This window comes from Inquilinus sp. CA228 (assembly GCF_052078665.1).
Taxonomy (GTDB): domain Bacteria; phylum Pseudomonadota; class Alphaproteobacteria; order DSM-16000; family Inquilinaceae; genus Inquilinus.
In genome coordinates this window covers 108938-132075 of sequence record NZ_JBQJIK010000007.1, presented here as the reverse complement: position 1 = coordinate 132075, position 23138 = coordinate 108938, and the positions used below count along the sequence as shown (strand labels likewise).

The window sequence follows — 23138 nt, the reverse complement described above, 5'->3', positions numbered from 1 at the left end:
GCCGCCGGTGAACAGGATCTCGCCCGGCCGGGCGCCGATCAGCGCCGCCACCTCGGCCCGCGCCGCATCGATCGCCTCGGCGGCGCGCCAGCCCGGCCGGTGCCCGGCGGCATGCGGATTGCCGACCGCGGCCGGGTCGAGCCACGGCCGCATCGCCTCGAATACCTCCGGCGCCAGCGGGGTCGAGGCGAGGTGGTCGAGATAGAGGGGGGCGGTCATTGGGGACAGCCGCAGGAGGTGGAGTTGTAGGTTGGGTTCGCGGATGCGAACCCAACAACAGGCCGACAGATCAAACGGGAGCCGTGTCGGGTTCGCTCATCGCGAACCCAACCTACGGGCGACTGTGCCTCAGGCCTCCACGCCCTCGACATACCAGTCCATCTTCAGCAGCTGCTCGTCGCTCAGCGTCTCGCCTTCCTTCACCACCAGCTCGCCCTTCTGGTTCTTGATCGGGCCGACGAAGGGGTGGCCGGTGCCGTCGAGGATGCCGGCGCGCACCTTCTCCGCCGCCGCCACCACATCGGCCGGGATCGCCTCGTTGTAGGGGGCCATGCCGACCATGCCCTCCTTCAGCCCCTCCCAGACGCTGGAGGTCTGCCAGCTGCCGTCGATCACCGCCTGCACCCGGCGGATGTAATACTCGCCCCAGGCGTCGACGATCGCGGTCAGGTGCATCTTCGGCGCGAAGTTGCGCATGTCCGAGGCCTGGCCGAAGGCGTAGACGTTGCGACTCTCCGCCACCTGCAGCGGCGCCGGGCTGTCGGTGTGCTGGCTCAGCACGTCGACGCCGCCGTCGATCAGCGCCTTGGCCGCATCGCTCTCCTTGCCCGGGTCGTACCAGCTGTTGGCCCAGACCACCTTGACCTTGGCGTCGGGGCGGATCTTGCGGGCGGACAGGGCGACGGCGTTGATGCCCATCACCACCTCGGGGATCGGGAACGAGCCGATATAGCCGAGATTGCCGGTCTTGGTCAGGTGCCCGGCGATGGTGCCGCAGATGGCGCGGCCCTCGTAGAAGCGGGCGTTGTAGGTGCTGACGTTGGGCGCGGTCTGGTAGCCGGTGGCATGCTCGAACTTCACCTGCGGCAGAGCCTTCGCCGCCCGGATCGTGGCGTTCATGTAGCCGAAGGAGGTGGTGAAGATCAGCTCGTTCCCCGCCTGGGCCAGCTGGCGCAGCACCCGCTCCGCATCCGGGCCCTCGGGCACGTTCTCGACGAAGGTGGTCTTCACCTTGTCGCCTAACTTCGCCTCGACCTCGCGGCGGGCCACGTCGTGGCCGTGGGTCCAGCCATAGTCGCCGACCGGGCCGATATAGATGAAGCCGACCTTCAGCGGGTCGGCGGCCCAGGCCGGCCCGGGCAGGGCCGAGGCGGCCAGGGCGGCGGCGGAGCCGGCGAGAAGCGTCCGGCGGGAAACCAGCATCGACATGAGACCTCCATTGTTGATTGGTCTGAGAATATCAAATGGCCTCTCAGACGGAAGGGCGGAACGGCTTGCCCAGGGCCGCCGGCGCCTGCAGCCGGCCGCGCCAGGGGCCGGCGGCGATGACCACGAGCACGGCGATGGTGGCGAGGTAGGGCAGCATGCTGAAGATCTGGGACGGCAGGTCGATCCCGGCGATGCCCTGGGCGTGCAGCTGCAGGATCGTCACCCCGCCGAACAGATAGGCGCCGAGCAGCACCCGCCACGGGCGCCAGGACCCGAACACCACCAGCGCCAGGGCGATCCAGCCGCGGCCGGCCGTCATCCCCTCCATCCACATCGGCGTGTAGGACAGGGAGAGGAAGGCGCCGGCGAGGCCGGCCATGGCGCCGCCGAACAGGCAGGCGAGATAGCGCACCAGGATCACCGGATGGCCGATCGCATGGGCGGATTCGGCGGATTCCCCGACCGCGCGCAGCACCAGCCCGGGGCGCGTGCGCTTCAGGAACCAGGCGACGCCGAAGGTCAGTGCGACCGAGAGGTAGACCAGGACGTCCTGGCCGAAGATCAGCGGCCCGACGACCGGCAGGTCGGTCAGCACCGGCAGCGACAGCTTCGGCAAGGGCGGGATCGGGTGGCCGACGAAGCCGGCGCCGAGCAGCGCGCTCAGGCCCACGCCGAAGATGGTCAGGGCCAGGCCGGTCGCCACCTGGTTGGCCATCAGGGTCAGGGTCAGCACGGCGAAGACCAGCGACACGGCCGCCCCGGCCGCGGCGGCGGCGAGGATGCCGAGCGCCGGCTGGCCGGTGGTGATGGTCACGGCGAAGCCGGCGACCGCGCCGATCAGCATCATGCCCTCGATCCCGAGGTTGAGGACGCCGGAGCGTTCCACCACCAGCTCGCCCAGCGCGGCGAAGAGCAGGGGGGTGGCCGCGGTGATCACCGTCGCGGCGACGAGGACGAGGAACTCCATCACGGCACCGTCACGGGCTTGGGGGCGGGCGCGGCCTGGCCGGAGGTCCAGCGCAGGCGGTAGCGGACCAGGACGTCGGCGGCCAGCAGGTAGAACAGCAGCATGCCCTGGAACACGCCGGTCGCCGCCTGCGGCAGGCCGGCCGAGACCTGGGCGTTCTCGCCGCCGATATAGGACAGGGCCATGACCAGCCCGGCGGCGACGATGCCGAGCGGATTCAGCCGGCCGAGGAAGGCGACGATGATGGCGGTGAAGCCGTAGCCGGGGGTCAGCTGCGGGATCAGCTGCCCGATCGGCCCCGCCGCCTCGAAGGTGCCGGCCAGCCCGGCCAGGGCGCCCGACAGCAGCAGGCAGAACCAGACCACGCGCTTGCGGCTGAAGCCGGCGAAGCGGGCCGCGGCCGGGGCCTGGCCGACCACCTGGATCTGGAACCCGACCACGGTGCGGCCGACCAGGAACCAGGCGCCGATCGCGGCGAACAGGGCGACCAGCGCGCCGAGATGCAGCCGGGTGCCCTCGATCAGGATCGGCAGCACCGCCGCGTCGCTGAACATCCGGGTCTGCGGGAAGTTGAAGCCTTCGGGGTCCTTCCACGGGCCGAACACCAGGACGCTCAGGGCCAGCGAGGCGACATAGGTCAGCATCAGGCTGGTCAGGATCTCGCTGACGTCGAAGCGGGTCTTCAGGAAGGCAGGGATCGCGGCATAGGCCAGACCGCCCAGCGCCCCGGCGACGCACATGGCCGGCAGGATCCACCAGCCCTCCTGGCCCCAGAAGGCGAGCGCGACGGCGCCGGCCGCGACCGCGCCCATGATCAGCTGGCCCTCGGCGCCGATGTTCCAGACATTGGCGCGGAAGCCGATGGCAAGGCCGATGGCGATCAGGATCAGCGGCGCCGCCTTCACCCCCAGCTCGGTCCAGCCGTAGAAGGTCTCGATCGGGGCGATCACGAACTGGTACAGCGTCTCCGCCGGATCCAGGCCGAGCATGAGGAACAGCAGCCAGCCGCTGGCGATGGTCAGGGCCACGGCCAGCACCGGGGTCAGCCAGACCATGGCGCGGGACGGTTCCCGCCGGGGTTCGATCCTAAGCGACATGAACGGCGTGCTCCTTCTCCTCGGCCGCTTCCGGCTCGGCCCCGTGCAGCCCGCCCATCAGCAGGCCGATCTCGGCGACCGAGATCTCCGCGGTGGGCCGGGCCTGGGACAGGCGGCCGAGATTGATCACCGCGAGGCGGTCGGTGATCTGCAGCAGCTCGTCGAGATCCTGCGAGATCACCACCACGGCGGCGCCGTTCTGGGCCAGGGTCATCAGCGCCTGGTGGATCGCGGTGGCGGCGCCGGCATCGACGCCCCAGGTCGGCTGCGACACGATGAAGACCTCCGGCGTCTGCAGCACCTCGCGGCCGACCACGAATTTCTGCAGGTTGCCGCCGGACAGGCTGCCGGCCAAAGCCTCGGCGCCGCGGGTCTTGACCCCGAACTCATGGATCACCCGCTCGGCATAGCGGCGCGCCAGGCCGGCGCGGATCAGCCCGCCGGGGGCCAGCCTCATGCGGTTGCGGGCGCTCAGCAGGGCATTGGCGGCCAGGCTCATCTCCGGCACGGCGGCGTGGCCGTTGCGCTCCTCCGGCACGGTGCACAGCCCCAGCAGGCGGCGCTGCTCCGCGCCGAGATGCCCGACCGGCTTGGCGCCGATGCGGATGGCGCCGGCCGGGCGGACCCGGCGTTCGCCCGACAGGGCCTGCGACAGCTCGGTCTGGCCGTTGCCGGCGATGCCGGCGATGCCCAGGATCTCGCCGGCGCCGACGGTGAAGCCGATCTGCTTCAGCGCGGTGCCGAAGGGGCCGTCGGCGGGCAGGCTCAGGTTCTCCACCATCAGCCGCGGCTCGGACGCACCGCGGGCGCCGCGCCGGGACAGGGTGCGCAGCTCCGCCCCGATCATCATCTGCGCCATGCTGCGCGCGGTCTCGGCCGCCGGGTCGCAGGTGCCCACCACCTTGCCGCCGCGCATGATCGTCGCCGCGTCGCACAGCGCCTTGATCTCGTGCAGCTTGTGGCTGATGTAGAGGATCGAGCAGCCCTCCGACGCCAGCCGGCGCAGCGTCTCGAACAGCCGCTCCACCTCCTGCGGGGTCAGGACCGAGGTCGGCTCGTCCATGATCAGCAGCTTCGGGTCCTGCAGCAGGCAGCGCACGATCTCGACCCGCTGGCGCTCGCCGACCGACAGGGAGTGGATCTCGCGATGTGGGTCCAGCGGCAGGCCATGGGCCTCGGACACCTCGCGGATCCGCCTGGCCAGGATGCGCCGGTCGGGCGGGCTCTCCAGGCCGAGGGCGATGTTCTCGGCCACGGTCAGCGCCTCGAACAGCGAGAAGTGCTGGAACACCATGCCGATGCCGAGGCGGCGGGCCTCGTGCGGGCTGGCGGGGCCGACCGGCGCGCCGTTCCACAGGATCTCGCCGGCATCGGGCTGCAGCAGGCCGTAGATGCATTTGACCAGCGTCGACTTGCCGGCGCCGTTCTCGCCGAGCAGCGCGTGGATCTCGCCGGGCTGGACGGAGAAGCTTACGCCGTCGTTCGCGACGAGGCTCGCGAACCTCTTGGTGATGCCGCGGAGTTCGATGCGCGCGGGGCCGGCCCCCGGGTTGCGGTCCATGCAGCCTCCTGTTCTGGAGCCGCCCCCGCCGCCGGTTTGTCGGCGGGGGCGGACACGTCCTTAGCCTTGGCGAAAGCGATGAGCAATTCCGCCGCGACCATGGCGGCGATGATGGGCGGGCGCTTGTCCCGCCCGAGGCCCGCCCCGATCGGGCAGGTCAGGAATCCGGTGCGCCGCGGGTCGTTGCCCCGGGCCCGGAACCAGCGCTCGAAGCGCTCGCGCTTGGTGGCCGATCCGATCAGCCCGACATAGGCGGCGTCGCCGCGGCGCAGCGCCGCCTCGGCCACCTCGAAATCCATGGCGTGGCTGTGGGTCATCACCAGATAGGCGGCGCCGGGCGGGGCCTCGGCGATGACGTCGGTCGGGGTCGGCGTCAGCCGCCGGGTGATGCCCCCCGGGATCTCGGCCGGGAACTCGTCGGCGCGGCCGTCGACCCATTGGATCTTCAGCGGCAGCGGCGCCAGGGCGCGGGCCAGCGCCTTGCCGACATGGCCGGCGCCGAACACCATGACGCTGGGCTGGCCCGCGGCCTCCGCGGCCTCCTCGGCCTCGATCCGGGCCAGGGTGGCGCCGTCGGCCAGCTCCAGCTCGATCACGACATAGCCGCCGCAGCACTGGCCGATGGCGGGGCCGAGCGGGATCTCGACCCGCTGCGACCGCTCCTTGGCGGTAATCAGGGTCCGGGCGGCGGCGATCGCGTCCCATTCCATCCGCCCGCCGCCGATGGTGCCGCGGGCGGCGGCGGCGGTGACCAGCATGTGCACCCCGGCCTCGCGCGGGGTGGATCCGCGGGCTTCCGTCAATGTCACCAGCGCCGTCGGCTCGCCGTCGCCGAGCCACAGCCGCAGGGTGGAGGCAAGGGGGGTCATGGGGCGACCTCCGTTAGCCGACCAACCGCAGATATGCGAACAGATTGCCTCTCCCGCTTGCGGGAGAGGCCGGACATCCGCAGGATGTCCGGGTGAGGGAAGGGGCTCGGACCAAGCAGGCGCGCAGGCTTCGCCACGACAGCACGCTGGCGGAAGGGCTGCTGTGGCGCCACCTGCGCAACCGTGGACTCGCCGGCGCCAAGTTTCGGCGCCAGCACCCGGTCGGCCCCTATGTCGCCGATCTGTGCTGTGTTGAGGCGATGCTGATCGTCGAGGTCGACGGCAGCCATCATGGGCCGGTTCGCGACGCACGGCGGATCGCCTTCCTGGAATCCGAGGGCTACACCGTGCTGCGTTTCTGGAACATCGACATCCTGCAGGACCTCGAAGGCGTGCTCTTGCGGATCGAAGAGGCCCTCACCCGGCGCCGCTGAGGCGGCTCCGACCTCTCCCGCAAGCGCTGCGGCATTCACACATCGATCAGTGAGACCGACCGCAGGTAGGCGAACAGATTGCCTCTCCCGCTTGCGGGAGAGGTCGGACATCCGAAGGATGTCCGGGTGAGGGGATAGCGGCCTCTCCGAAAGCACCGCTCTGCCAAGAGCGAGCGCATGATCCGCCCCATCCTGAAACGCTGATCCTGGTGTCGCGGCCGAGCCGCCCTCACCCGGTCTCGCTGCACGAGCCCGACCTCTCCCGCAAGCGGGAGAGGCAACAGCCCGCGAGGGGAGGGGGGACTCAAAAAGCATCGGCTGATGAAAGTCCGGCATCATCCCGCCCCTCCCGCCGCCCTGACCCGCTCCACCGCGTCCAGCACCTTCTCCGGCGTTGCCGGCGGGTCCAGGCGGGGGCAGATCCTGTGGTCGGCGACGCTGGCCACCGCGTCGGAGATCGCGTGCAGCACCGAGACGCCGAGCATCAGCGGCGGCTCGCCCACCGCCTTGGAGCGGTAGATCGTCTCCTCATGGTTGCGCGTGTCGGCCAGCCGGACGTTGAAGATCTTCGGCCGGTCGCTGGCCACCGGGATCTTGTAGGTCGAGGGCGCATGGGTCCGCAGCCGGCCCTTGGCGTCCCACCACAGCTCCTCCATGGTCAGCCAGCCGGCGCCCTGGACGAAGCCGCCCTCGACCTGGCCCTTGTCGATCGCCGGGTTCAGCGAGTTGCCGGCATCGTGCAGGATATCGGTCCGGTCCAGCCGGTACTCGCCGGTCAGGGTGTCGACCGTGACCTCGCTGACCGCGGCGCCATAGGCGAAGTAGTAGAAGGGGCGGCCGCGGCCGGCGGCGCGGTCCCAATGGATCTTCGGCGTCTTGTAGAAGCCGGCGGCGGACAGCTGCACCCGGCCGAAATAGGCGGCGCGCACCAGCTCCGGGAACGGCACCTGCTGGTCGCCGACCTGCACCATGTTGCGGCGGAACACCACCTGGTCCGGCGTCACCTGCCAGCGTTCGGCGGCGAAGGCGATCAGCCGCTCCTTGATCATCCGCGCCCCGGCCTGGGCCGCCATGCCGTTCAGGTCGGCGCCGGAGGAGGCGGCGGTGGCCGAGGTGTTCGGCACCTTGCCGGTGGTGGTCGCGGTGATGTGGACGCGGCCGATGTCGACCTGGAACTCCTCGGCGACAACCTGGGCGACCTTGACGTACAGGCCCTGGCCCATCTCGGTGCCGCCATGGTTCAGATGGATCGACCCGTCCTTGTAGACATGCACCAGCGCGCCGGCCTGGTTGTAGGCGGTGAAGGTGAAGGAGATGCCGAACTTCACCGGCGTCAGCGCCAGGCCGCGCTTGAGCCAACGGCTGGTCTTGTTCCAGGCGCGGATCTCGGCGCGCCGGGCCTGGTAGTCGCTGTCGCGCTCCAGCTCCGCCACCAGCTCCGGCGCGATGTTGTCCTCCACCGTCTGGTGGTAGGGCGTCACGTTGCGGTCGTCGGTGCCGTAGAAGTTCAGCTTGCGGATCTCGAGCGGGTCCTTGCCCACCGCGAAGGCGATCTCCTCGATCAGCCTTTCGCCCGCCACCAGACCCTGCGGCCCGCCGAAGCCGCGGAAGGCGGTGTTCGACTGGGTGTTGGTCTTCAAGGGCAGCGAGGACAGCTGCACCGCCGGGTAGTAATAGGCGTTGTCGGCATGGAACAAGGCGCGGTCGGTGACCGGGCCGGACAGGTCGGCGGACCAGCCGCAGCGCGCCGCCAGCAGCATCTCGACGCCCTCGATCCGGCCGTCCTCGTCGAAGCCGACGCTGTAATCGACCTCGAAATCGTGGCGCTTGCCGGTGATCACCATGTCGTCGTCGCGGTCCGGCCGCAGCTTGGCGGCGCGGCCGGTCGCCTTGGCCACCAGGGCGGCGGTGGCGGCGAACAGGTTGGCCTGGGTCTCCTTGCCGCCGAAGCCGCCGCCCATGCGCCGGATCTCGACCGTCACCGCCCCGTCCGGCACGTCCAGCACGGCGGCGACGATGTGCTGCACCTCGCTCGGGTGCTGGGTCGAGGAATGGACGGTGACATCGCCATCCTCGCCCGGCAGGGCCAGGGCCACCTGGCTCTCCAGGTAGAAATGCTCCTGCCCGCCGATCCGCATCCGGCCGTCGACCCGCCGCGGCGCGGCCGCGATCGCCGCCGCGGCCTCGCCGCGCTGCAGCGTCATCGGCTTGGTCACCAGCGTGCCGGCGGCCTTCGCCGCCTCGTAGTCCAGGACCGGCGCCAGCTCCTCATAGTCGATCGCGGCCAGGCGGGCGGCGCGACGGGCCTGGTCGCGGGTCTCGGCGGCCACGGCGAAGACCGGCTGGCCGACATGCTGCACCAGCTCGGTGGCGAACAGCGGCTCGTCGCCCAGATGGTTGCAGCCGATGTCGTTCTCACCCGGCACGTCCGCCGCTGTGAAGACGCGGACCACGCCGGGCGCGGCGCGGACCTTGGCCAGGTCGATCGACCGGATCCGGGCATGGGCCTTCTCGCTCAGCCCCAGGCAGACATGCAGCAGCCCCGCCGGCTCCGGGATGTCGTCGATATAGACGGCCTCGCCGCTGACATGCTTGTGGGCGCTGTCGTGCCGGCGCGGGTCGTGCACCGCGCCGTCGATGCGGTCGGCGGCCGGCTGCGCTTTGGCCTGGGACAAGGTGGTGTCAGGCATGGGCCAGGCTCCGCTCGCCGACCAGGCGGGTTTCCGCGGCTGGGTCGGCGGTTTCGGCATGCAGCTTCAGCAGCAGGTTGGCGGCGACCTTGGCGCGGTAGCCGGCGCTGGCGCGCCAGTCGGTCAGCGGGGTGAAGTCCTGCTGCAGCAGCGGCAGGGCGGCGCGCACTGTGGCCTCGGTCCAGGGCTGGCCCAGCAGTGCCGCCTCGGTCCCGGCCGCGCGCTTCGGCGTGCCGGCCATGCCGCCATAGGCGATGCGGATGTCGGTCACCGTGCCGTCCTCCACCCGCAGCCGGAAGGCGGCGCAGACGGCGGAGATGTCCTGGTCGAAGCGCTTGGTGATCTTGTAGGCGCGGTAGCGGTCGCCGGGCCGCAGCTTCGGCAGGAAGACGCTTTCGACGAACTCGCCGGGCTGCCGGTCCTGCTTGCCATAGGCGATGAAGAACTCCTCCAGCGGCAGCGACCGGCGCTCATCGCCCCGGCGCAGCACCAGCGTGGCGCCGGCGGCGATCAGGGCCGGCGGCGTGTCGCCGATCGGCGAGCCGTTGGCGATGTTGCCGCCGATGGTGCCGACGGCGCGCACCTGCTCCGCCCCGATGCGGCGGATCAGCTCGCCGAGGTCGGGATAGGCGCGGCCCAGCGGGCCGATCGCCTCGGCATAGGTGACGGCGGCGCCGATCTCGAAGCCGTCTGTGGTCTCGCGGAGGCCGCGCAGGTCGCGCACCCGGCCGGTGTAGATGACGGCCGGCAGCACCCGCTGCTGCTTGGTGACCCAGAGGCCGACATCGGTGGCGCCGGAGACGATGGTCGCGTCCGGATGCTCCAGCAGCAGCGCGGCGAAGGCCGCGCTCGTGGCCGGGGCGGTGAAGCGGCGGGCGCCGTCGCCGACCGCGACCGTCTCCTCGTCCTCCAGCGCCGCGAGGCGCCGGGCCGTCTCGGCCTCGGCCGCGGCGAAGCGGTCGGCGGCTGGGGCACCGAGCTCGTACATGCGCTGCCCGGCGGCGACGATCGGGGCGTAGCCGGTGCAGCGGCACAGATTGCCGGCCAGGGCGTCGTCGATCCGGCCTTCGCCCGGCGCCGGGTCGTTGCGGTATAGGGCGAACAGCGCCATGACGAAGCCGGGCGTGCAGAAGCCGCATTGCGAGCCGTGGCAGTCGACCATCGCCTGCTGCACCGGGTGCAGCGCGCCGTCCGTGGCCTTCAGGTGCTCGACCGTCAGCAGCTGGCAGCCATCCAGCGTCGCCAGGAAGCGGATGCAGGCATTGACCGGCTCGTAGCGCACCCGGTCGCCGTCGCGCCGGCCGACCACCACGGTGCAGGCGCCGCAATCGCCCTCGGCGCAGCCTTCCTTGGTGCCGGTCCGGCGCTCGTCGATCCGCAGCCAGTCCAGCACGGTCAGGGTCGGATCGACCGTGCGGATCTCGCGCAGCTCGTCGCCCAGCAGGAAACGGACGGTGTCTCGCATGTTCAGCTGCCGCGATAGGTGGAGTAGGACCAGGGCGAGATCAGCAGCGGCACGTGATAGTGCTGGTCGGCATGGGCGATGCCGAAGCGGATCGGCACCTGGTCCAGGAAGGGCGGGTCGGACACGGTCACGCCGGCGGTGCGGAAATAGGCGCCGGTGGCGAAGACCAGCTCATAGGTGCCGGGGCGGAAGGCGTCGCCGGCCAGCAGCGGCGCGTCGCAGCGGCCGTCGGTGTTGGTCCGGGTCTCGGTCACCAGGGTGCGGCGGTCGCCGTCGAGGCGATACAAGGCCACGCCGATGCCCATGCCCGGCCGGCCATGCGCCGTGTCGAGCACATGGGTGGTCAGTCGTCCCTGGTGGGATGCCGTGTGTTCGGCCATCCTGCCTCTCCGTGTTTGCCGGCGCCTTGGCGGTCCCTGGCGGTCCGTCCTGCCGCCGGGCATTATCGCCCTGTCCGGCCTGACGTGCTTGTCGTTTTGTTGCGATTGTCATGTTTCACCCCGCCTGACCGTTGCTCAACGGCTGTTCGGCGGAAAGACTTTCAACGCAAAAGCGAAAGTGGACGCGGCCCGGGCCGCTATCCTGTGCTTGGGATCACGCGTGCGAGGGAGGATCGGTGTCCGTCTATCCGAGAAATCTGGTCGGCTACGGTCCGAACCCGCCCCAGGCCGATTGGCCGGGCGGCGCCCGGCTGGCGCTGCAATTCGTCCTCAACTACGAGGAGGGCGGCGAAAACTCGATCCTGCACGGTGACGCAGCCTCCGAGAGCTTCCTGTCCGAGATCGTCAGCGCCCAGCCGCTGCCGGGCGTGCGCCACATCTCGATGGAATCCCTCTACGATTACGGCGCCCGGGTCGGCGTCTGGCGGATCCTCAGGCTGTTCGAGCGCAAGCAGATCCCGTTGACCATCTACGCCGTCGCCATGGCGGCGGAGCGGCACCCGCAGGTGATCCGCGCCATGGTCGAGGCCGGGCACGAGATCGCCAGCCACGGCTATCGCTGGATCAACTACCAGTATGTCGACGAGGCGGTGGAGCGCGAGCATCTGCGCAAGGCGGTCGAGATCCTGGAGCAGGTCTCGGGCCAGCGCCCGCTCGGCTGGTACACCGGCCGCACCAGCCCGAACACGCGGCGGCTGGTGGCCGAGCATGGCGGCTTCCTCTACGACGCCGATGCCTATGACGACGACCTGCCGTATTGGGAGCGGGTAGGGGACACGCCGCAGCTGATCGTGCCCTACACGCTGGACGCCAACGACATGCGCTTCGCCGCGGTCCAGGGCTTCAACTCCGGCGACCAGTTCTACGCCTATCTCAAGGACAGCTTCGACGCGCTGTACCAGGAGGGGGCGGAGACGCCGCGGATGATGTCGGTCGGGCTGCATTGCCGCATCGTCGGCCGCCCCGGCCGGATCATGGCGCTGGAGCGGTTCCTGGACTATGCGAAGCAGCATGACGGCATCTGGTTCTGCCGCCGCATCGAGATCGCCCGCCACTGGCGGGAGACGCATCCGTATGGCGGCTGAGATGATGAGCGGCGATCGCCTTTCGGATTGCCTCTCCCGCGTGGCGGGAGAGGTCGGAAATCCCTTGGGATTTCCGGGTGAGGGTCGGCACGGGCGGCGGGAAAGAGCCCTCACCCGGAGCCGCTGCGCGTCTCCGACCTCTCCCGCAAGCGGGAGAGGCAACGCGGTTTTCCGGTCTGTGGCTGCGGATCTGGAAGGAAACAGCCCATGACCCTGCCGCATCCCAGCACCATGGACCGCGACCTGTTCACCGTGCGCTTCGGCGGCGTGTTCGAGCATTCGCCCTGGATCGCCGAGGCGGCCTGGGAGGTCGGGCTGAGCCATGAGCAGGACACCGCCGAGGGGCTGCACGCGGCCCTCCGCGCCGTGTTCCGCGCCGCCGACCATGACCGGCAGCTCGGCGTGCTCTGCGCCCATCCGGACCTGGCCGGGCGGCTGGCCGTGGCCGGGGAGCTGACCGTCAGCTCCAGCGCCGAGCAGGCCAGCGCCGGGCTCGACCGCTGCACGCCGGGGGAGTTCGCCCGCTTCCAGGAGCTCAACGCCGGCTATGTCGAGCGCTTCGGCTTCCCCTTCATCATGGCGGTGAAGGGCCGCAGCCGGGCCGAGATCCTGGCCGCCTTCGAGCGCCGGGTCGGCAACCCGCGCGACACCGAATTCGCCACGGCCCTGGCCGAGGTGGAGACCATCGCCCTCCTGCGACTGAAGGACCTGCTGCCGTGAGCCTCGGCACCGCCCCCACGCAGAACACCCTCGCTTACGGCCCCGCGCTGATGCAGCGGCTGGATGCCCTGGCCCGCTTCAGCGAGGACCCGGACCGGCTGACCCGCACCTTCCTGTCGCCGGCGCACCGCCAGGCGGCCGACCAGGTGCTGGCCTGGATGCGCGAGGCCGGCATGGCGGCGCGGACCGACGCCGCCGGCAACGTCGTCGGCCGCTACGAGGGCGACCGGCCGGGCCTGCCCGCGCTGCTGCTGGGCTCGCACATCGACACCGTCCGCGACGCCGGGAAATACGACGGCAATCTCGGCGTGCTGGCCGCCATCGCCGTGGTCGGCGAGCTGCACCGGCGCGGCGAGCGGCTGCCCTTCGCCGTCGAGGTGCTGGCCTTCGGCGACGAGGAGGGCGTGCGCTTCCCGGTCACCCTGACCGGCAGCAACACCGTCGCCGGCACCGTCGACCCGGCGGCGATGGACGCGCTGGACGGCAACGGCCTGCGCCTGGGCGACCTGCTGCGCGACTTCGGCGGCGACCCGGACGGGCTGCAGGCCGAGGCCCGGCGGCGCGACCGCGTGCTCGGCTATGTCGAGCTGCATATCGAGCAGGGGCCGGTGCTGGAGGCCGAGGGCCTGCCGCTCGGCGTGGTCACCGCGATCAACGGCGCCAGCCGCACCAACGCCACGGTCCGCGGCATGGCCGGCCATGCCGGCACCGTGCCGATGGATCTGCGCCACGACGCGCTGGCCGCCGCCGCCTCGATGGTGCTGGCGGTCGAGCGCTGCGCCCAGGCCCGGCGCGAGGTGGTGGCGACGGTCGGGCAGCTCGACGTGCAGCCCGGCGCGGTCAACGTCATCCCCGGCGCGGTGCGCTTCACCATCGACATCCGGGCGCCGGACGACGCCGACCGCCTGGCGGCGATGGCCGAGATGACCGCGGCGCTGGAGGGCATCGCCCGCGGCCGCGGCGTCGAACTGGTGCTCGACCGCTACCACGACGCCGGCGCCGTCCGCTGCGACCCGGCGCTGATGGAACGGCTGGAGACGGCGATCCGCCGCCACGGCCTGCCGGCGCGGCGCCTGCCCAGCGGCGCCGGCCACGACGCCATGGCGATGGCGTCGCTGACCCAGGTGGCCATGCTGTTCCTGCGCTGCCGCGGCGGCATCAGCCACAACCCGGCCGAATCCATCACCGTCGAGGATGCGGATCTCGCCATCCGCGTCCTGCTCGACCTCCTCCGCCAGTACGACCATGCCTGACACGAAAGCCCCTGGGATGACCGACAGCATCGACACCGCCATCCGCTCCTATCTCCACGGCGCGCGCGAGCAGCAGGCCCGGTTCCTGGCGGAGCTGGTCAAGGTGCCGTCCGACAACCCGCCCGGCGATTGCGACGCGCATGCCCGGCGGACCACGGAGCTGCTGCGCGAGCTCGGCTTCGAGGTCGAGGTCCATCCGGTGCCGGCCGAGCTGGCGAAGGCGCATGGCATGATCAGCGCCAGCAACCTGATCGTCCGCCGCCGCTTCGGCGACGGGCCGGTGATCGCGCTGAACGCCCATGGCGACGTGGTGGCGCCGGGCGAGGGCTGGACCCACGACCCCTATGGCGCCGAGGTGGTCGATGGCTGGATGTATGGCCGCGGCGCCGCCGTCTCGAAATCCGACATCGCCAGCTACGCCTTCGCCCTGAAGGCGCTGGAGGAGGCCGGCCGGCTGACCCGCGGCACGGTCGAGCTGCACATCACCTATGACGAGGAATCGGGCGGCGAGATCGGCCCGAAGCTGATCCTGGAGCAGGGGCTGTCGAAGCCGGACTTCGCCATCGCCGCCGCCTTCAGCTATGCCGTGGTGACGGCGCACAACGGCTGCCTGCATCTCGAGGTCGAGGTGCGCGGCCGGTCGGCCCATGCCGCGCTGCCCGCCACCGGCATCGACGCGCTGGAGGCGGCGACGCCGATCCTGGTGCGGCTGTACGAGCACCGGCGCCTCTACCGGACTACGATGTCGAAGGTCACCGGCATCGGCTCGCCGCAGCTGACCATCGGGCTGATCGAGGGCGGCATCAACACCAATGTCGTGCCCGACCGCGTCGCGTTCCGGCTCGACCGCCGGCTGATCCCGGAGGAGAACGGTGCTGCGGTGGAGGCGGAGCTGCGCGGCGTGATCGAGGATGCGGCCAAGGCGTTCCCGAAGGCGACGGTCACGGTCCGCCGCATCCTGCTGGCCGAGCCGCTGTCGCCGCTGCCGGGCACCGACCGTCTGGCCCAGGCGATCCGCCGCCGGGCCGGGCCGGTGCTGGGCGAGGAGATCCCGGTCAAGGGCGTGCCGCTCTACACCGACGCCCGGCACTACGCGGCGGCCGGGGTGCCGATCGCCCTCTACGGCGCCGGCCCCCGCACCATCGAGGACGCCAACGCCCACCGCGCCGATGAGCGGCTGAAGCTGGACGACCTGACCAAGGCGACCGAGGTCATCGCCCTTGCGGTGCGGGATCTGCTGGCGGAGTAGGGGCGGGAAGGAAATATCAACTCTCCCGTCCCGCGAGGCTACGGCATTCACACATCGATCGGCGACACCGACGGCGGGTATGCGAACAGATTGCCTCTCCCGCTTGCGGGAGAGGTCGGACATCCGAAGGATGTCCGGGTGAGGGGATAGCGGCCCCGCCGAAAGCACCGCTTTGCCACGAGCGAACGCATGATCCGCCCGATCCTGAAACGCTGCCCTGGTGTCGCGACCGAGCCGCCCTCACCCGGTCTCGCTGCGCGAGCCCGGCCTCTCCCGCAAGCGGGAGAGGCAACGCGAACGACGCCCGAGAGATGTGTGCATGCCCCCTCCCGCAAGGGGAGGGGGAGGATAAAGAGGGCGATCCGGCCTTAAGGAGTGCCCTTGTGCCTTACATCGCACCCTGGAGATGCGGCCACACCTCCGTCGCGCCGCGCCAGATCATGTCGATGGAGACATAGAGGATGATTGCCAGGCCGACATAGGCGATCCAGCGGTGGCGGTTCAGCAGCCGGGCGATGAACGAGGCGGCGAAGCCCATCAGCGCGATCGACAGCGCCAGGCCGAAGATCAGGATCACCGGGTGCTCGCGCGCCGCGCCGGCCACCGCCAGCACGTTGTCCAGCGACATCGACACGTCGGCGATCACGATCTGCCAGGCGGCCTGGGCGAAGGTCTTGCGCGGCGCGCCATTCCCGTTCGCGTCGTGGCCGGCCAGCGCCTCCTCGGCCTGGTGCTCCTCCTTGGCGGTGTGGCGCAGCTCGCGCCACATCTTCCAGCACACCCACAGCAGCAGCACGCCGCCGGCCAGCAGCAGGCCGACGATGGCCAGCAGCTGCGTCGTCGCCAGGGCGAAGACGATGCGCAGCACCGTGGCGGCGGCGATGCCGATCAGGATCGCCTTGCCGCGCTGTTCCTTGGGCAGTCCGGCCGCTGCCAGGCCGATGACGATGGCGTTGTCGCCGGCCAGCACCAGGTCGATCATGATGACCTGGACCAGGGCGGTCAGCGCCTCGCCCGTCAGCAAATGTTCCATGCGAAAACCGTCCTCTCTGTCGCGAGGAGCGGCCTGCATGCCATCCCGGGGCGTGTCGGCGGTTCGGCAGGCGGGCCACTCATGTGAGTCTCCAGTCCGACATCGCATCTCCCAAGGAGCTGCCAGAGGGGCCCGGCCTGGTGGCGCCCATATAGCGAGGAGGCCTCGCCGGCTCAAGCTCCGGGACGTAGACTGCGGCGCGGACGCCGCAGGTCGGCTCAAAGGTGTGGCGAAATGGATACACATGAACCGGTGATCCGGTCCGGCGCGATCGTGCCGGAGAAGGCCGGGCAATGGGCGGGCTTCGCCGCCGGGCTGTTCGCCGCCACCGGCCATGCGGTCGAGGCGGCGCCGTCGCCCGACCTGCGGCTCAGCCTGCATGTCGGGCCGCCGGTGGTCGCCCATTGCCGGGCCGAAGGGCTGGTCCAGGACCGGCTGCAGCGCGAGGGCGACATCGACCTGCTGCCCGCGGGCGCCGCCGGGGCGTGGGAGGATGAGGGGCCGGCCCGGTTCCTGCTGCTGCGCCTGACCCCGGCGCTGCTGCGCAGCGCGGCGGAAGGGCTGGGCCTGGCCTCCGGCCGGCTGGAGATCGCGCCGCGGCTGCAGCTGCGCGACCCGCGGATCGAGCATCTCGGCTGGGCCCTGAAAGCCGAGCTGGAGGCCGGGGCGGAGTCCGATCCGCTCTACGCCGACAGCATCGGCCTGGCCCTTGCGGCCCATCTGCTGCGGCGCTACGCGGCGCCGATGCCGGCGGCCGCGGCGGGACAGACGCTGTCGCGGCGCCAGCTCGCCCGGGTGCTGGAGCTGATCGAGTCGCGGCTGGACCAGCGCCTGGCCCTGGCCGAGCTGGCGGCGGCCGCGGGCCTCAGCCCGTCGCATTTCAAGCCGCTGTTCAAGGCCTCGACCGGGCTGGCGCCGCACCAGTTCGTGATCCGCCGCCGGGTCGAACGGGCGCGGGCGCTGCTGCTGGGCGGCCGCCTGCCGATGGCCCAGGTGGCGCTCGACGCCGGCTTCGCGCATCAGAGCCACATGGCCCGGGCGATGCGCCGCATCCTCGGCACCACCCCCGGCGCCCTGCGGCGCGACAACTGATCGAGGTGCCGACCATGGCCGATGAAAACCGCTTGCCCCGTTTTGCCATTCTCATCGATGCCGACAACACATCGCCGCGCATCGCGGCCGGGCTGTTCGAGGAGGTCGCCAAATTCGGCGAGGCCAGTGTCCGGCGGATCTACGGCGATTTCTCGGGCCAGCGCCTGAAGTCATGGGCCGATATCCTGCAGAAATACGCGATCGACCCGTACCAGCAATTCGCCTACACGACCGGCAAGAACGCGTCCGACATCGCCCTGGTGATCGACGCGATGGACCTGCTGCACAGCGGCCGGTTCGACGGTTTCTGCCTGGTCTCCTCGGACAGCGATTTCACGCGCCTGGCGTCGCGTCTCCGCGAGCAGGGCGCCGATGTCTACGGGTTCGGGGAGCAGAAGACGCCCGAGAGCTTCCGGCAGGCGTGCCGCAGATTCATCTACACCGAGAACCTGCTGCCCGAGGCCGAGGTGTCGACTCCCGAAGAGGGGCCCGCCGCCGAGGCCCTCCAGCCCCCCGCCGCGGCCATTCCCATCCTGACGAGGGCCGTCGCGCAGTTGGAGACGGAGGATGGCTGGGTCGGGTTGGGCGCGGTCGGGCAACGCCTCGCGAACATCGCCTCCGACTTCGATCCGCGCACCTATGGCTATCGCAAGCTCAGCGATCTGGTGCGAAAGACCGGGGCGTTCGACATCGATCAGCCGGACGGCAAGTCCCTGCGGATCAAGGTCAGACCGACGCAACCGCCCAGGATCCGTGGTGGCGAGACTGCGGCAGCAACCAGGAAGCGGCCGCCATCAGCCTGACGCCGGATGGCGCACCGCCGTCCGTTCCGGCGCTGTGCCGTCCGTTCCGGCGCGACCGACCGGCGCTGCCGCGGCAAGGTCGGCCCCGTACCGAGCCCCGATCCGGGGGCCGAGCGGGAGAAGCATTATGTTCGCCATCATCGGGGCCACAGGACGGATCGGCGGTGCCGCGGCGCGGGAGCTGCGGCGGCGGGGCAGGGCGGTGCGGGCCATCGTCCGCGATCTGGGCAAGGCCGGTGCCCTGGCCGAGGCCGGCTGCGACATCACCGTCGCCGACATCGCCGACACCGAGGCGCTGACGGCGGCGCTCAGCGACGCCGAGGGCGTGCTGGCGGTCGTGCCGCTGGCCCCGTCGCGCGGCGACGCCGCGGCCGAGACCCGCAGCCTGATCGACAGCCTGGCCCGGGCGCTGGAGGCGGCACGGCCGCCGCGCACGGTCGCCATTTCCGACTACGGCGCCCAGCACGCGGCCGGCACCGGCATCACCGAGCTGTTCCATGACCTGGAGCAGCGGCTCGGCGGCCTTCCGGGCATCGCCTTCCTGCGCTCGGCCGAGCACATGGAGAACTGGGCGCGGTCGCTGCGCCCTGCCATGGCCACCGGCGTGCTGGCCAGCCTGCACCATCCGCTCGACAAGCGCTTCCCGACCGTCTCGGCCCCCGATGTCGGGCTGATCGCGGCCGACCTGCTGGCCGCCGCCGAGGCGCCGCCGCGCATCCTCCACGCCGAGGGGCCGCAGCGCTATACCGCGATCGCCGTCGCCGCCGCTCTGGCCGGACCGCTCGGTCGGCCGGTGCAGGCTATGGCCCTGCCGCGCGGCCAATGGGAGCAGGCCCTGGCCGCGGGCGGGCTGAGCGAGGGCTATGTCCGGCTGATCACCGATCTCTACGACGCCCACAACGCCGGCCGGATCGAGGTCGATGGCGGCGAGGTCCGGCGCGGCACCACGCCGCTGGCCGAGGTGCTGGCGGCGCTGGTGCGCCGGTCGGCCGGCTAGGCCGGGAACTCCTCATATTGCGGCAGGTCGTCGGCGATGGTGTACCAGGGCGCCTTGGAGCCGACGAAGATGTGCTCGGTCGGCCGGATGGTCGGGTCGTCGACCAACGTGCCCATGGCGACATGGACATAGGCGCCGTCGCGGACGACCGAGAACAGCAGCGAGCCGCAGGCCCGGCAATGCGTGTTGTTGTGGTCCGGCTCGCCATAGATCATCAGCCCGTCCCGGCCCTGGGTCACCGTCAGCTTGCTGCGCTCGATGCCGGCGATGGGCTTGAAGGCCGACCCGGTCGTCCGCCGGCAGTTCGAGCAGTGGCAGTTCAGGGCGTAGAGGAACGAATCCGCCACTTCGTAGTGGACGGCGCCGCAATAGCATTTGCCGGTCAGCACGCGCGCGCTTTCGGTCATGAAGCCTTCCCCTCCGAGGGTCTTGGTTCGGCCAGCGTATCGCTCCGCGCTCCGCCTTGACAGCCCGGTGCCGGCGGCGCTCTGTTCCCGCAGATTTCTAGGGGAGACGTCCATGCCCGACCATCGTCGAGACGGCACCGGCGAGGCGGTGGCCCGCATCGTGCCGGCCGCCAACACCCATCGCAACCCGGGCATGGCGCTGGAGCTGGACTGGGTCGAGGCGGCGCGGGTCAATCTCAGCGCCGCCGAGCGCCGGGCCGCCACCATGACCACCCGGCGCACGGTGAAGAAGGAGTACCAGGCCGCCTGGCTGGTGAAGGCGATCACCTGCATGGACCTGACCACCCTGGCCGGCGACGACACGCCGGGCCGGGTGCAGCGCCTCTGCGCCAAGGCCCGCCACCCGCTGCGCGACGACCTGGTCGAGGCGCTGGGCCTGTCCGACCGGCCGCCGACCACCGGCGCCGTCTGCGTCTACCCGACCATGGTCGGCGCCGCGGTGAAGGCGCTGGCCGGCAGCGGCATTCCCGTGGCCTCGGTCGCCACCGGCTTCCCGGCCGGGCTGACGCCGCTGCCGCAGCGCCTGGCCGAGATCCGCTACGCGGTGGAGGAGGGGGCGGCCGAGATCGACATCGTCATCCACCGCGCCCAGGTGCTGAACCGCGACTGGTCCGCCCTCTACGACGAGGTCCGGGCGATGCGCGAGGCCTGCGGCGAGGCGCATCTGAAGACCATCCTGGCCACCGGCGACCTGCGGACCCTGCGCAATGTCGAGGCCGCCAGCCTGGTCTGCATGATGGCCGGGGCCGACTTCATCAAGACCTCGACCGGCAAGGAGGACGTCAACGCCACCCTGCCGGTCAGCCTGGTGATGGTGCGCGCCATCCGCGACTACCAGGCCCGCACCGGCGAGCGCGTCGGCTTCAAGCCCGCCGGCGGCCTGCGCACCGCCAAGGACGCCATCGCCTGGCTGATCCTGATGAAGGAGGAGCTGGGCCGGCCCTGGCTGGAGCCGGAGCTGTTCCGGATCGGCGCCTCCTCGCTGCTCGCCGATGTCGAGCGCCAGATCGAGCATTTCGTCACCGGCCGCTACTCGGCCGGCTTCCGCCACGCTTCCGCCTGAGGAGCCTCACTTATGCCCCGGATCGCGGAGATTCTCGACACCATGGAGTACGGCCCGGCGCCCGAGGACAGCGGCATCGCCCGCGACTGGCTGGCGCGGCATGAGACGGGCTTCGGCCATTTCATCGACGGCAAGTTCGTCGCCCCGGCCGAGGGCGAGCGCTTCGAGGTGCTGAACCCGGCCACCGGCAAGAAGCTGGCGCAGGTGGCGCAGGGCACCGCCAAGGATGTCGACGCCGCGGTCAAGGCCGCGCGCCGGGCCCAGAAAGGCTGGGCGGCGCTGCCGGGCCATGAGCGCGCCCGCCACCTCTATGCCCTGGCCAGGCACGTCCAGCGCCGCGAGCGGCTGCTGTCCGTGATCGAGACCATGGACAACGGCAAGCCGATCCGCGAGAGCCGGGACATCGACATCCCGCTGGTCGCGCGGCACTTCTACCATCACGCCGGCTGGGCCTCGCTGGTCGAGACCGAGTTCCCCGGCTATCGCCCCGTCGGGGTCTGCGGCCAGATCATCCCGTGGAACTTCCCGCTGCTGATGCTGGCCTGGAAGGTGGCGCCGGCGCTGGCCGCCGGAAACACGGTGGTGCTGAAGCCGGCCGAGTTTACGCCGCTGACCGCGCTGCTCTTCGCCGAGATCGCGCAGGAGGCCGGGCTGCCGCCGGGCGTCCTGAACATCGTCACCGGCGATGGCTTGACCGGCGCGCTGATCGTCGAGCATGCCGATGTCGACAAGATCGCCTTCACCGGCTCGACCGAAGTCGGGCGCCGGATCCGCGAGGCGACCGCCGGCACCGGCAAGAAGCTGTCGCTGGAGCTGGGCGGCAAGTCGCCCTTCATCGTCTTCGACGACGCCGATCTCGACGCCGCGGTCGAGGGCGTGGTGGATTCGATCTGGTTCAACCAGGGCCAGGTCTGCTGCGCCGGCTCGCGCCTGCTGGTGCAGGAGAGCGTGGCCGACCGGATGTACGACAAGCTGAAGCGCCGGATGGCGACGCTCCGGGTCGGCGATCCGCTCGACAAGTCGACCGATATGGGCCCGATCGTCGCCCAGGTGCAGCTCGACCGGATCAAGCATTACGTCGAGCTGGGCAAGAAGGAGGGCGCGGCCTGCTGGCAGGACTCGGCGACGCTGCCCAAGGGCGGCCTGTACTTCCCGCCGACGTTGTTCACCGAGGCCGAGCCGGCCTCGACCATCGCCCAGGAGGAGATCTTCGGCCCGGTGCTGACGGCCTCGACCTTCCGCACCGTCGACGAGGCAGTGAGCCTGGCCAACAATTCGCGCTACGGCCTGGCGTCTTCGGTGTGGTCGGAGACGGTGAACCAGGCGCTGCATGTCGCGGCGCGGCTGAAGGCCGGGGTGGTCTGGATCAACTGCGCCAACATGTTCGACGCCGCGGTCGGCTTCGGCGGCTACCGCGAGAGCGGCTTCGGCCGCGAGGGTGGGCGCGAGGGCCTGTACGAATACCTGGTGCCGGGCTGGGAGAAGGACGCGCCGGCGCTGAAGCCGGTGGCCGCGGCGCCGCTGGCGGCCGTGCCGCTGGGCGGCGACCACGACCTGCCCTCGATCGACCGCACCGCCAAGCTCTATGTCGGCGGCAAGCAGGCGCGGCCGGATGGCGGCTACAGCACCACCGTGCTCGATCCGAAGGGCCGGGCGCTGGGCCAGGTCGGCCTCGGCAACCGCAAGGACATCCGCAACGCGGTCGAGGCGGCGCACAAGGCCACCGGCTGGAGCGGCATGGCCGGGCACAACCGCGCCCAGGTGCTGTACTTCCTGGCCGAGAACCTGGCGGCGCGGTCCGAGGAGTTCGCCCGCCGGATCTCCTCGATGACCGGCGCCACGGCCAAGGCCGCGGCGGCTGAGGTCGAGGCCGCGGTGCGGCGGATCTTCTTCTATGCCGGCTTCGCCGACAAATATGACGGCCAGGTGCATGACGCCCGCGCCCGCCAGGTGACGCTGGCGATGAACGAGTCCTGGGGCGTGATGGGCCTGCTGTGCCCGGACGAGGCGCCGCTGCTCGGCTTCGTGTCGCTGGTGGTGCCGGCGATCGCCATGGGCAACCGCGTGGTGGTGGTGCCGTCGCCGCGCCATCCGCTGGCGGCGACCGACCTGTACCAGGTGCTCGACACCTCCGACGTGCCGGACGGGGTGGTCAACATCGTCACCGGCGAGCGCGACGTGCTGGCCAAGACCCTGGCCGAGCACGACGACGTCGCCGCCCTCTGGTATGTCGGCCCGGCCGAAGGCGGCGCGGCGGTGGAGAAGGCCAGCGCCGGCAACCTCAAGGCCACCTGGACCAACCAGGGCCGCCGCCGCCACTGGCTGTCCGACGCCGAAGGCCAGGGCCGCGACTATTTGCGCCGGGCCACCCAGGTGAAGAACATCTGGCTGCCTTACGGGGAGTAGGGCAGAGGCAAGGAGGGGG

Annotated in this window: 21 protein-coding genes; 10 read left to right on the top strand and 11 right to left on the bottom strand. The window is 71.0% G+C overall.

The features are described 5' to 3' along the window. The 6 genes from ACTOWL_RS05235 to xdhC all read right to left on the bottom strand — a co-directional run. A partial coding sequence (locus ACTOWL_RS05235; protein WP_441320139.1) for an aminotransferase class V-fold PLP-dependent enzyme occupies positions 1-219 on the bottom strand: 219 nt, incomplete at its 3' end. 129 nt (positions 220-348) lie between these two features. Beyond that, positions 349-1428: a BMP family ABC transporter substrate-binding protein gene (locus ACTOWL_RS05230; RefSeq protein WP_441320138.1), complete on the bottom strand. Its 1080-nt coding sequence runs from the start codon at positions 1426-1428 to the stop codon at positions 349-351. Between the two features lie 43 nt (positions 1429-1471). Continuing rightward, the gene (locus ACTOWL_RS05225; protein WP_441320137.1) at positions 1472-2395 is read right to left on the bottom strand and encodes an ABC transporter permease; all 924 of its coding nucleotides are present in this window, start codon (positions 2393-2395) and stop codon (positions 1472-1474) included. Further along, complete coding sequence (locus tag ACTOWL_RS05220; protein WP_441320136.1) at positions 2395-3492, bottom strand: ABC transporter permease; 1098 nt, start codon at positions 3490-3492, stop codon at positions 2395-2397. The genes ACTOWL_RS05225 and ACTOWL_RS05220 overlap by 1 nt, the downstream gene beginning before the upstream one ends. After that, positions 3482-5053, bottom strand: a complete 1572-nt coding sequence (locus ACTOWL_RS05215) for an ABC transporter ATP-binding protein (RefSeq protein WP_441320135.1) — start codon at positions 5051-5053, stop codon at positions 3482-3484. Before ACTOWL_RS05215 ends, ACTOWL_RS05220 begins: the two co-directional genes overlap by 11 nt. Further along, positions 4963-5922 carry a xanthine dehydrogenase accessory protein XdhC gene (gene xdhC, locus ACTOWL_RS05210; RefSeq protein WP_441320134.1) on the bottom strand — a complete coding sequence of 320 codons (960 nt, stop codon included), beginning with the start codon at positions 5920-5922 and terminating at the stop codon, positions 4963-4965. The genes ACTOWL_RS05215 and xdhC overlap by 91 nt, the downstream gene beginning before the upstream one ends. Positions 5923-6014: 92 nt before the next feature. Here xdhC and ACTOWL_RS05205 point away from each other — a divergent pair, with 92 nt between their 5' ends. After that, positions 6015-6356 carry an endonuclease domain-containing protein gene (locus tag ACTOWL_RS05205; protein ID WP_441320133.1) on the top strand — a complete coding sequence of 114 codons (342 nt, stop codon included), beginning with the start codon at positions 6015-6017 and terminating at the stop codon, positions 6354-6356. Positions 6357-6691: 335 nt separating this feature from the next. Here ACTOWL_RS05205 and xdhB read toward each other — a convergent pair whose 3' ends face one another. The 3 genes from xdhB to uraH are packed head-to-tail and all read right to left on the bottom strand — an operon-like array spanning position 6692 to position 10891. Next, positions 6692-9046 (bottom strand): xanthine dehydrogenase molybdopterin binding subunit, encoded by a 2355-nt coding sequence (xdhB, locus tag ACTOWL_RS05200; RefSeq protein WP_441320132.1) that lies wholly within the window; start codon positions 9044-9046, stop codon positions 6692-6694. Beyond that, complete coding sequence (gene xdhA / locus ACTOWL_RS05195) at positions 9039-10511, bottom strand: xanthine dehydrogenase small subunit (RefSeq protein WP_441320131.1); 1473 nt, start codon at positions 10509-10511, stop codon at positions 9039-9041. Before xdhA ends, xdhB begins: the two co-directional genes overlap by 8 nt. A 2-nt stretch (positions 10512-10513) precedes the next feature. Continuing rightward, entirely contained in the window at positions 10514-10891 is a 378-nt protein-coding gene (gene uraH, locus ACTOWL_RS05190; RefSeq protein WP_441320130.1) for a hydroxyisourate hydrolase, read from the bottom strand. Positions 10892-11127: 236 nt separating this feature from the next. On the opposite strand from uraH, the gene puuE reads away from it, so the two are divergent. The 4 genes from puuE to ACTOWL_RS05170 all read left to right on the top strand — a co-directional run bounded on the left by puuE (position 11128) and on the right by ACTOWL_RS05170 (position 15258). Next, a complete protein-coding gene (gene puuE, locus ACTOWL_RS05185; protein ID WP_441320129.1) occupies positions 11128-12036 on the top strand; it encodes an allantoinase PuuE in 909 nt (302 codons plus the stop codon). 207 nt (positions 12037-12243) lie between these two features. After that, complete coding sequence (uraD, locus tag ACTOWL_RS05180; protein WP_441320128.1) at positions 12244-12756, top strand: 2-oxo-4-hydroxy-4-carboxy-5-ureidoimidazoline decarboxylase; 513 nt, start codon at positions 12244-12246, stop codon at positions 12754-12756. Further along, positions 12753-14009 carry an allantoate amidohydrolase gene (locus ACTOWL_RS05175; RefSeq protein ID WP_441320127.1) on the top strand — a complete coding sequence of 419 codons (1257 nt, stop codon included), beginning with the start codon at positions 12753-12755 and terminating at the stop codon, positions 14007-14009. Before uraD ends, ACTOWL_RS05175 begins: the two co-directional genes overlap by 4 nt. 16 nt (positions 14010-14025) lie before the next feature. Next, entirely contained in the window at positions 14026-15258 is a 1233-nt protein-coding gene (locus tag ACTOWL_RS05170) for an ArgE/DapE family deacylase (protein ID WP_441320126.1), read from the top strand. Between the two features lie 388 nt (positions 15259-15646). On the opposite strand, the gene ACTOWL_RS05165 is transcribed toward ACTOWL_RS05170, so the two are convergent. Continuing rightward, entirely contained in the window at positions 15647-16291 is a 645-nt protein-coding gene (locus ACTOWL_RS05165) for a TerC family protein (RefSeq protein WP_441320125.1), read from the bottom strand. A gap of 234 nt (positions 16292-16525) precedes the next feature. Between ACTOWL_RS05165 and ACTOWL_RS05160 the strand changes: the two genes are divergently transcribed. The 3 genes from ACTOWL_RS05160 (at position 16526) to ACTOWL_RS05150 (ending at position 19183) form a co-directional block, all read left to right on the top strand. Further along, the gene (locus ACTOWL_RS05160; protein WP_441320124.1) at positions 16526-17383 is read left to right on the top strand and encodes a helix-turn-helix transcriptional regulator; all 858 of its coding nucleotides are present in this window, start codon (positions 16526-16528) and stop codon (positions 17381-17383) included. A gap of 14 nt (positions 17384-17397) precedes the next feature. Beyond that, entirely contained in the window at positions 17398-18186 is a 789-nt protein-coding gene (locus tag ACTOWL_RS05155; protein ID WP_441320123.1) for an NYN domain-containing protein, read from the top strand. A gap of 127 nt (positions 18187-18313) precedes the next feature. Beyond that, on the top strand, positions 18314-19183 hold the full coding sequence (locus ACTOWL_RS05150) for an NAD(P)H-binding protein (protein ID WP_441320122.1): 870 nt from the start codon (positions 18314-18316) through the stop codon (positions 19181-19183). Here ACTOWL_RS05150 and ACTOWL_RS05145 read toward each other — a convergent pair. Further along, the gene (locus ACTOWL_RS05145; RefSeq protein WP_441320121.1) at positions 19180-19590 is read right to left on the bottom strand and encodes a GFA family protein; all 411 of its coding nucleotides are present in this window, start codon (positions 19588-19590) and stop codon (positions 19180-19182) included. The two genes, ACTOWL_RS05150 and ACTOWL_RS05145, sit on opposite strands and share 4 nt — an antisense overlap. Before the next feature lie 112 nt (positions 19591-19702). Here ACTOWL_RS05145 and deoC point away from each other — a divergent pair, with 112 nt between their 5' ends. Both deoC and ACTOWL_RS05135 read left to right on the top strand, forming a co-directional pair. Next, positions 19703-20713, top strand: a complete 1011-nt coding sequence (gene deoC, locus ACTOWL_RS05140) for a deoxyribose-phosphate aldolase (RefSeq protein WP_441320120.1) — start codon at positions 19703-19705, stop codon at positions 20711-20713. A 12-nt stretch (positions 20714-20725) separates the two neighbouring features. Continuing rightward, complete coding sequence (locus ACTOWL_RS05135; protein ID WP_441320119.1) at positions 20726-23119, top strand: aldehyde dehydrogenase family protein; 2394 nt, start codon at positions 20726-20728, stop codon at positions 23117-23119. Positions 23120-23138 lie beyond the last annotated feature (19 nt).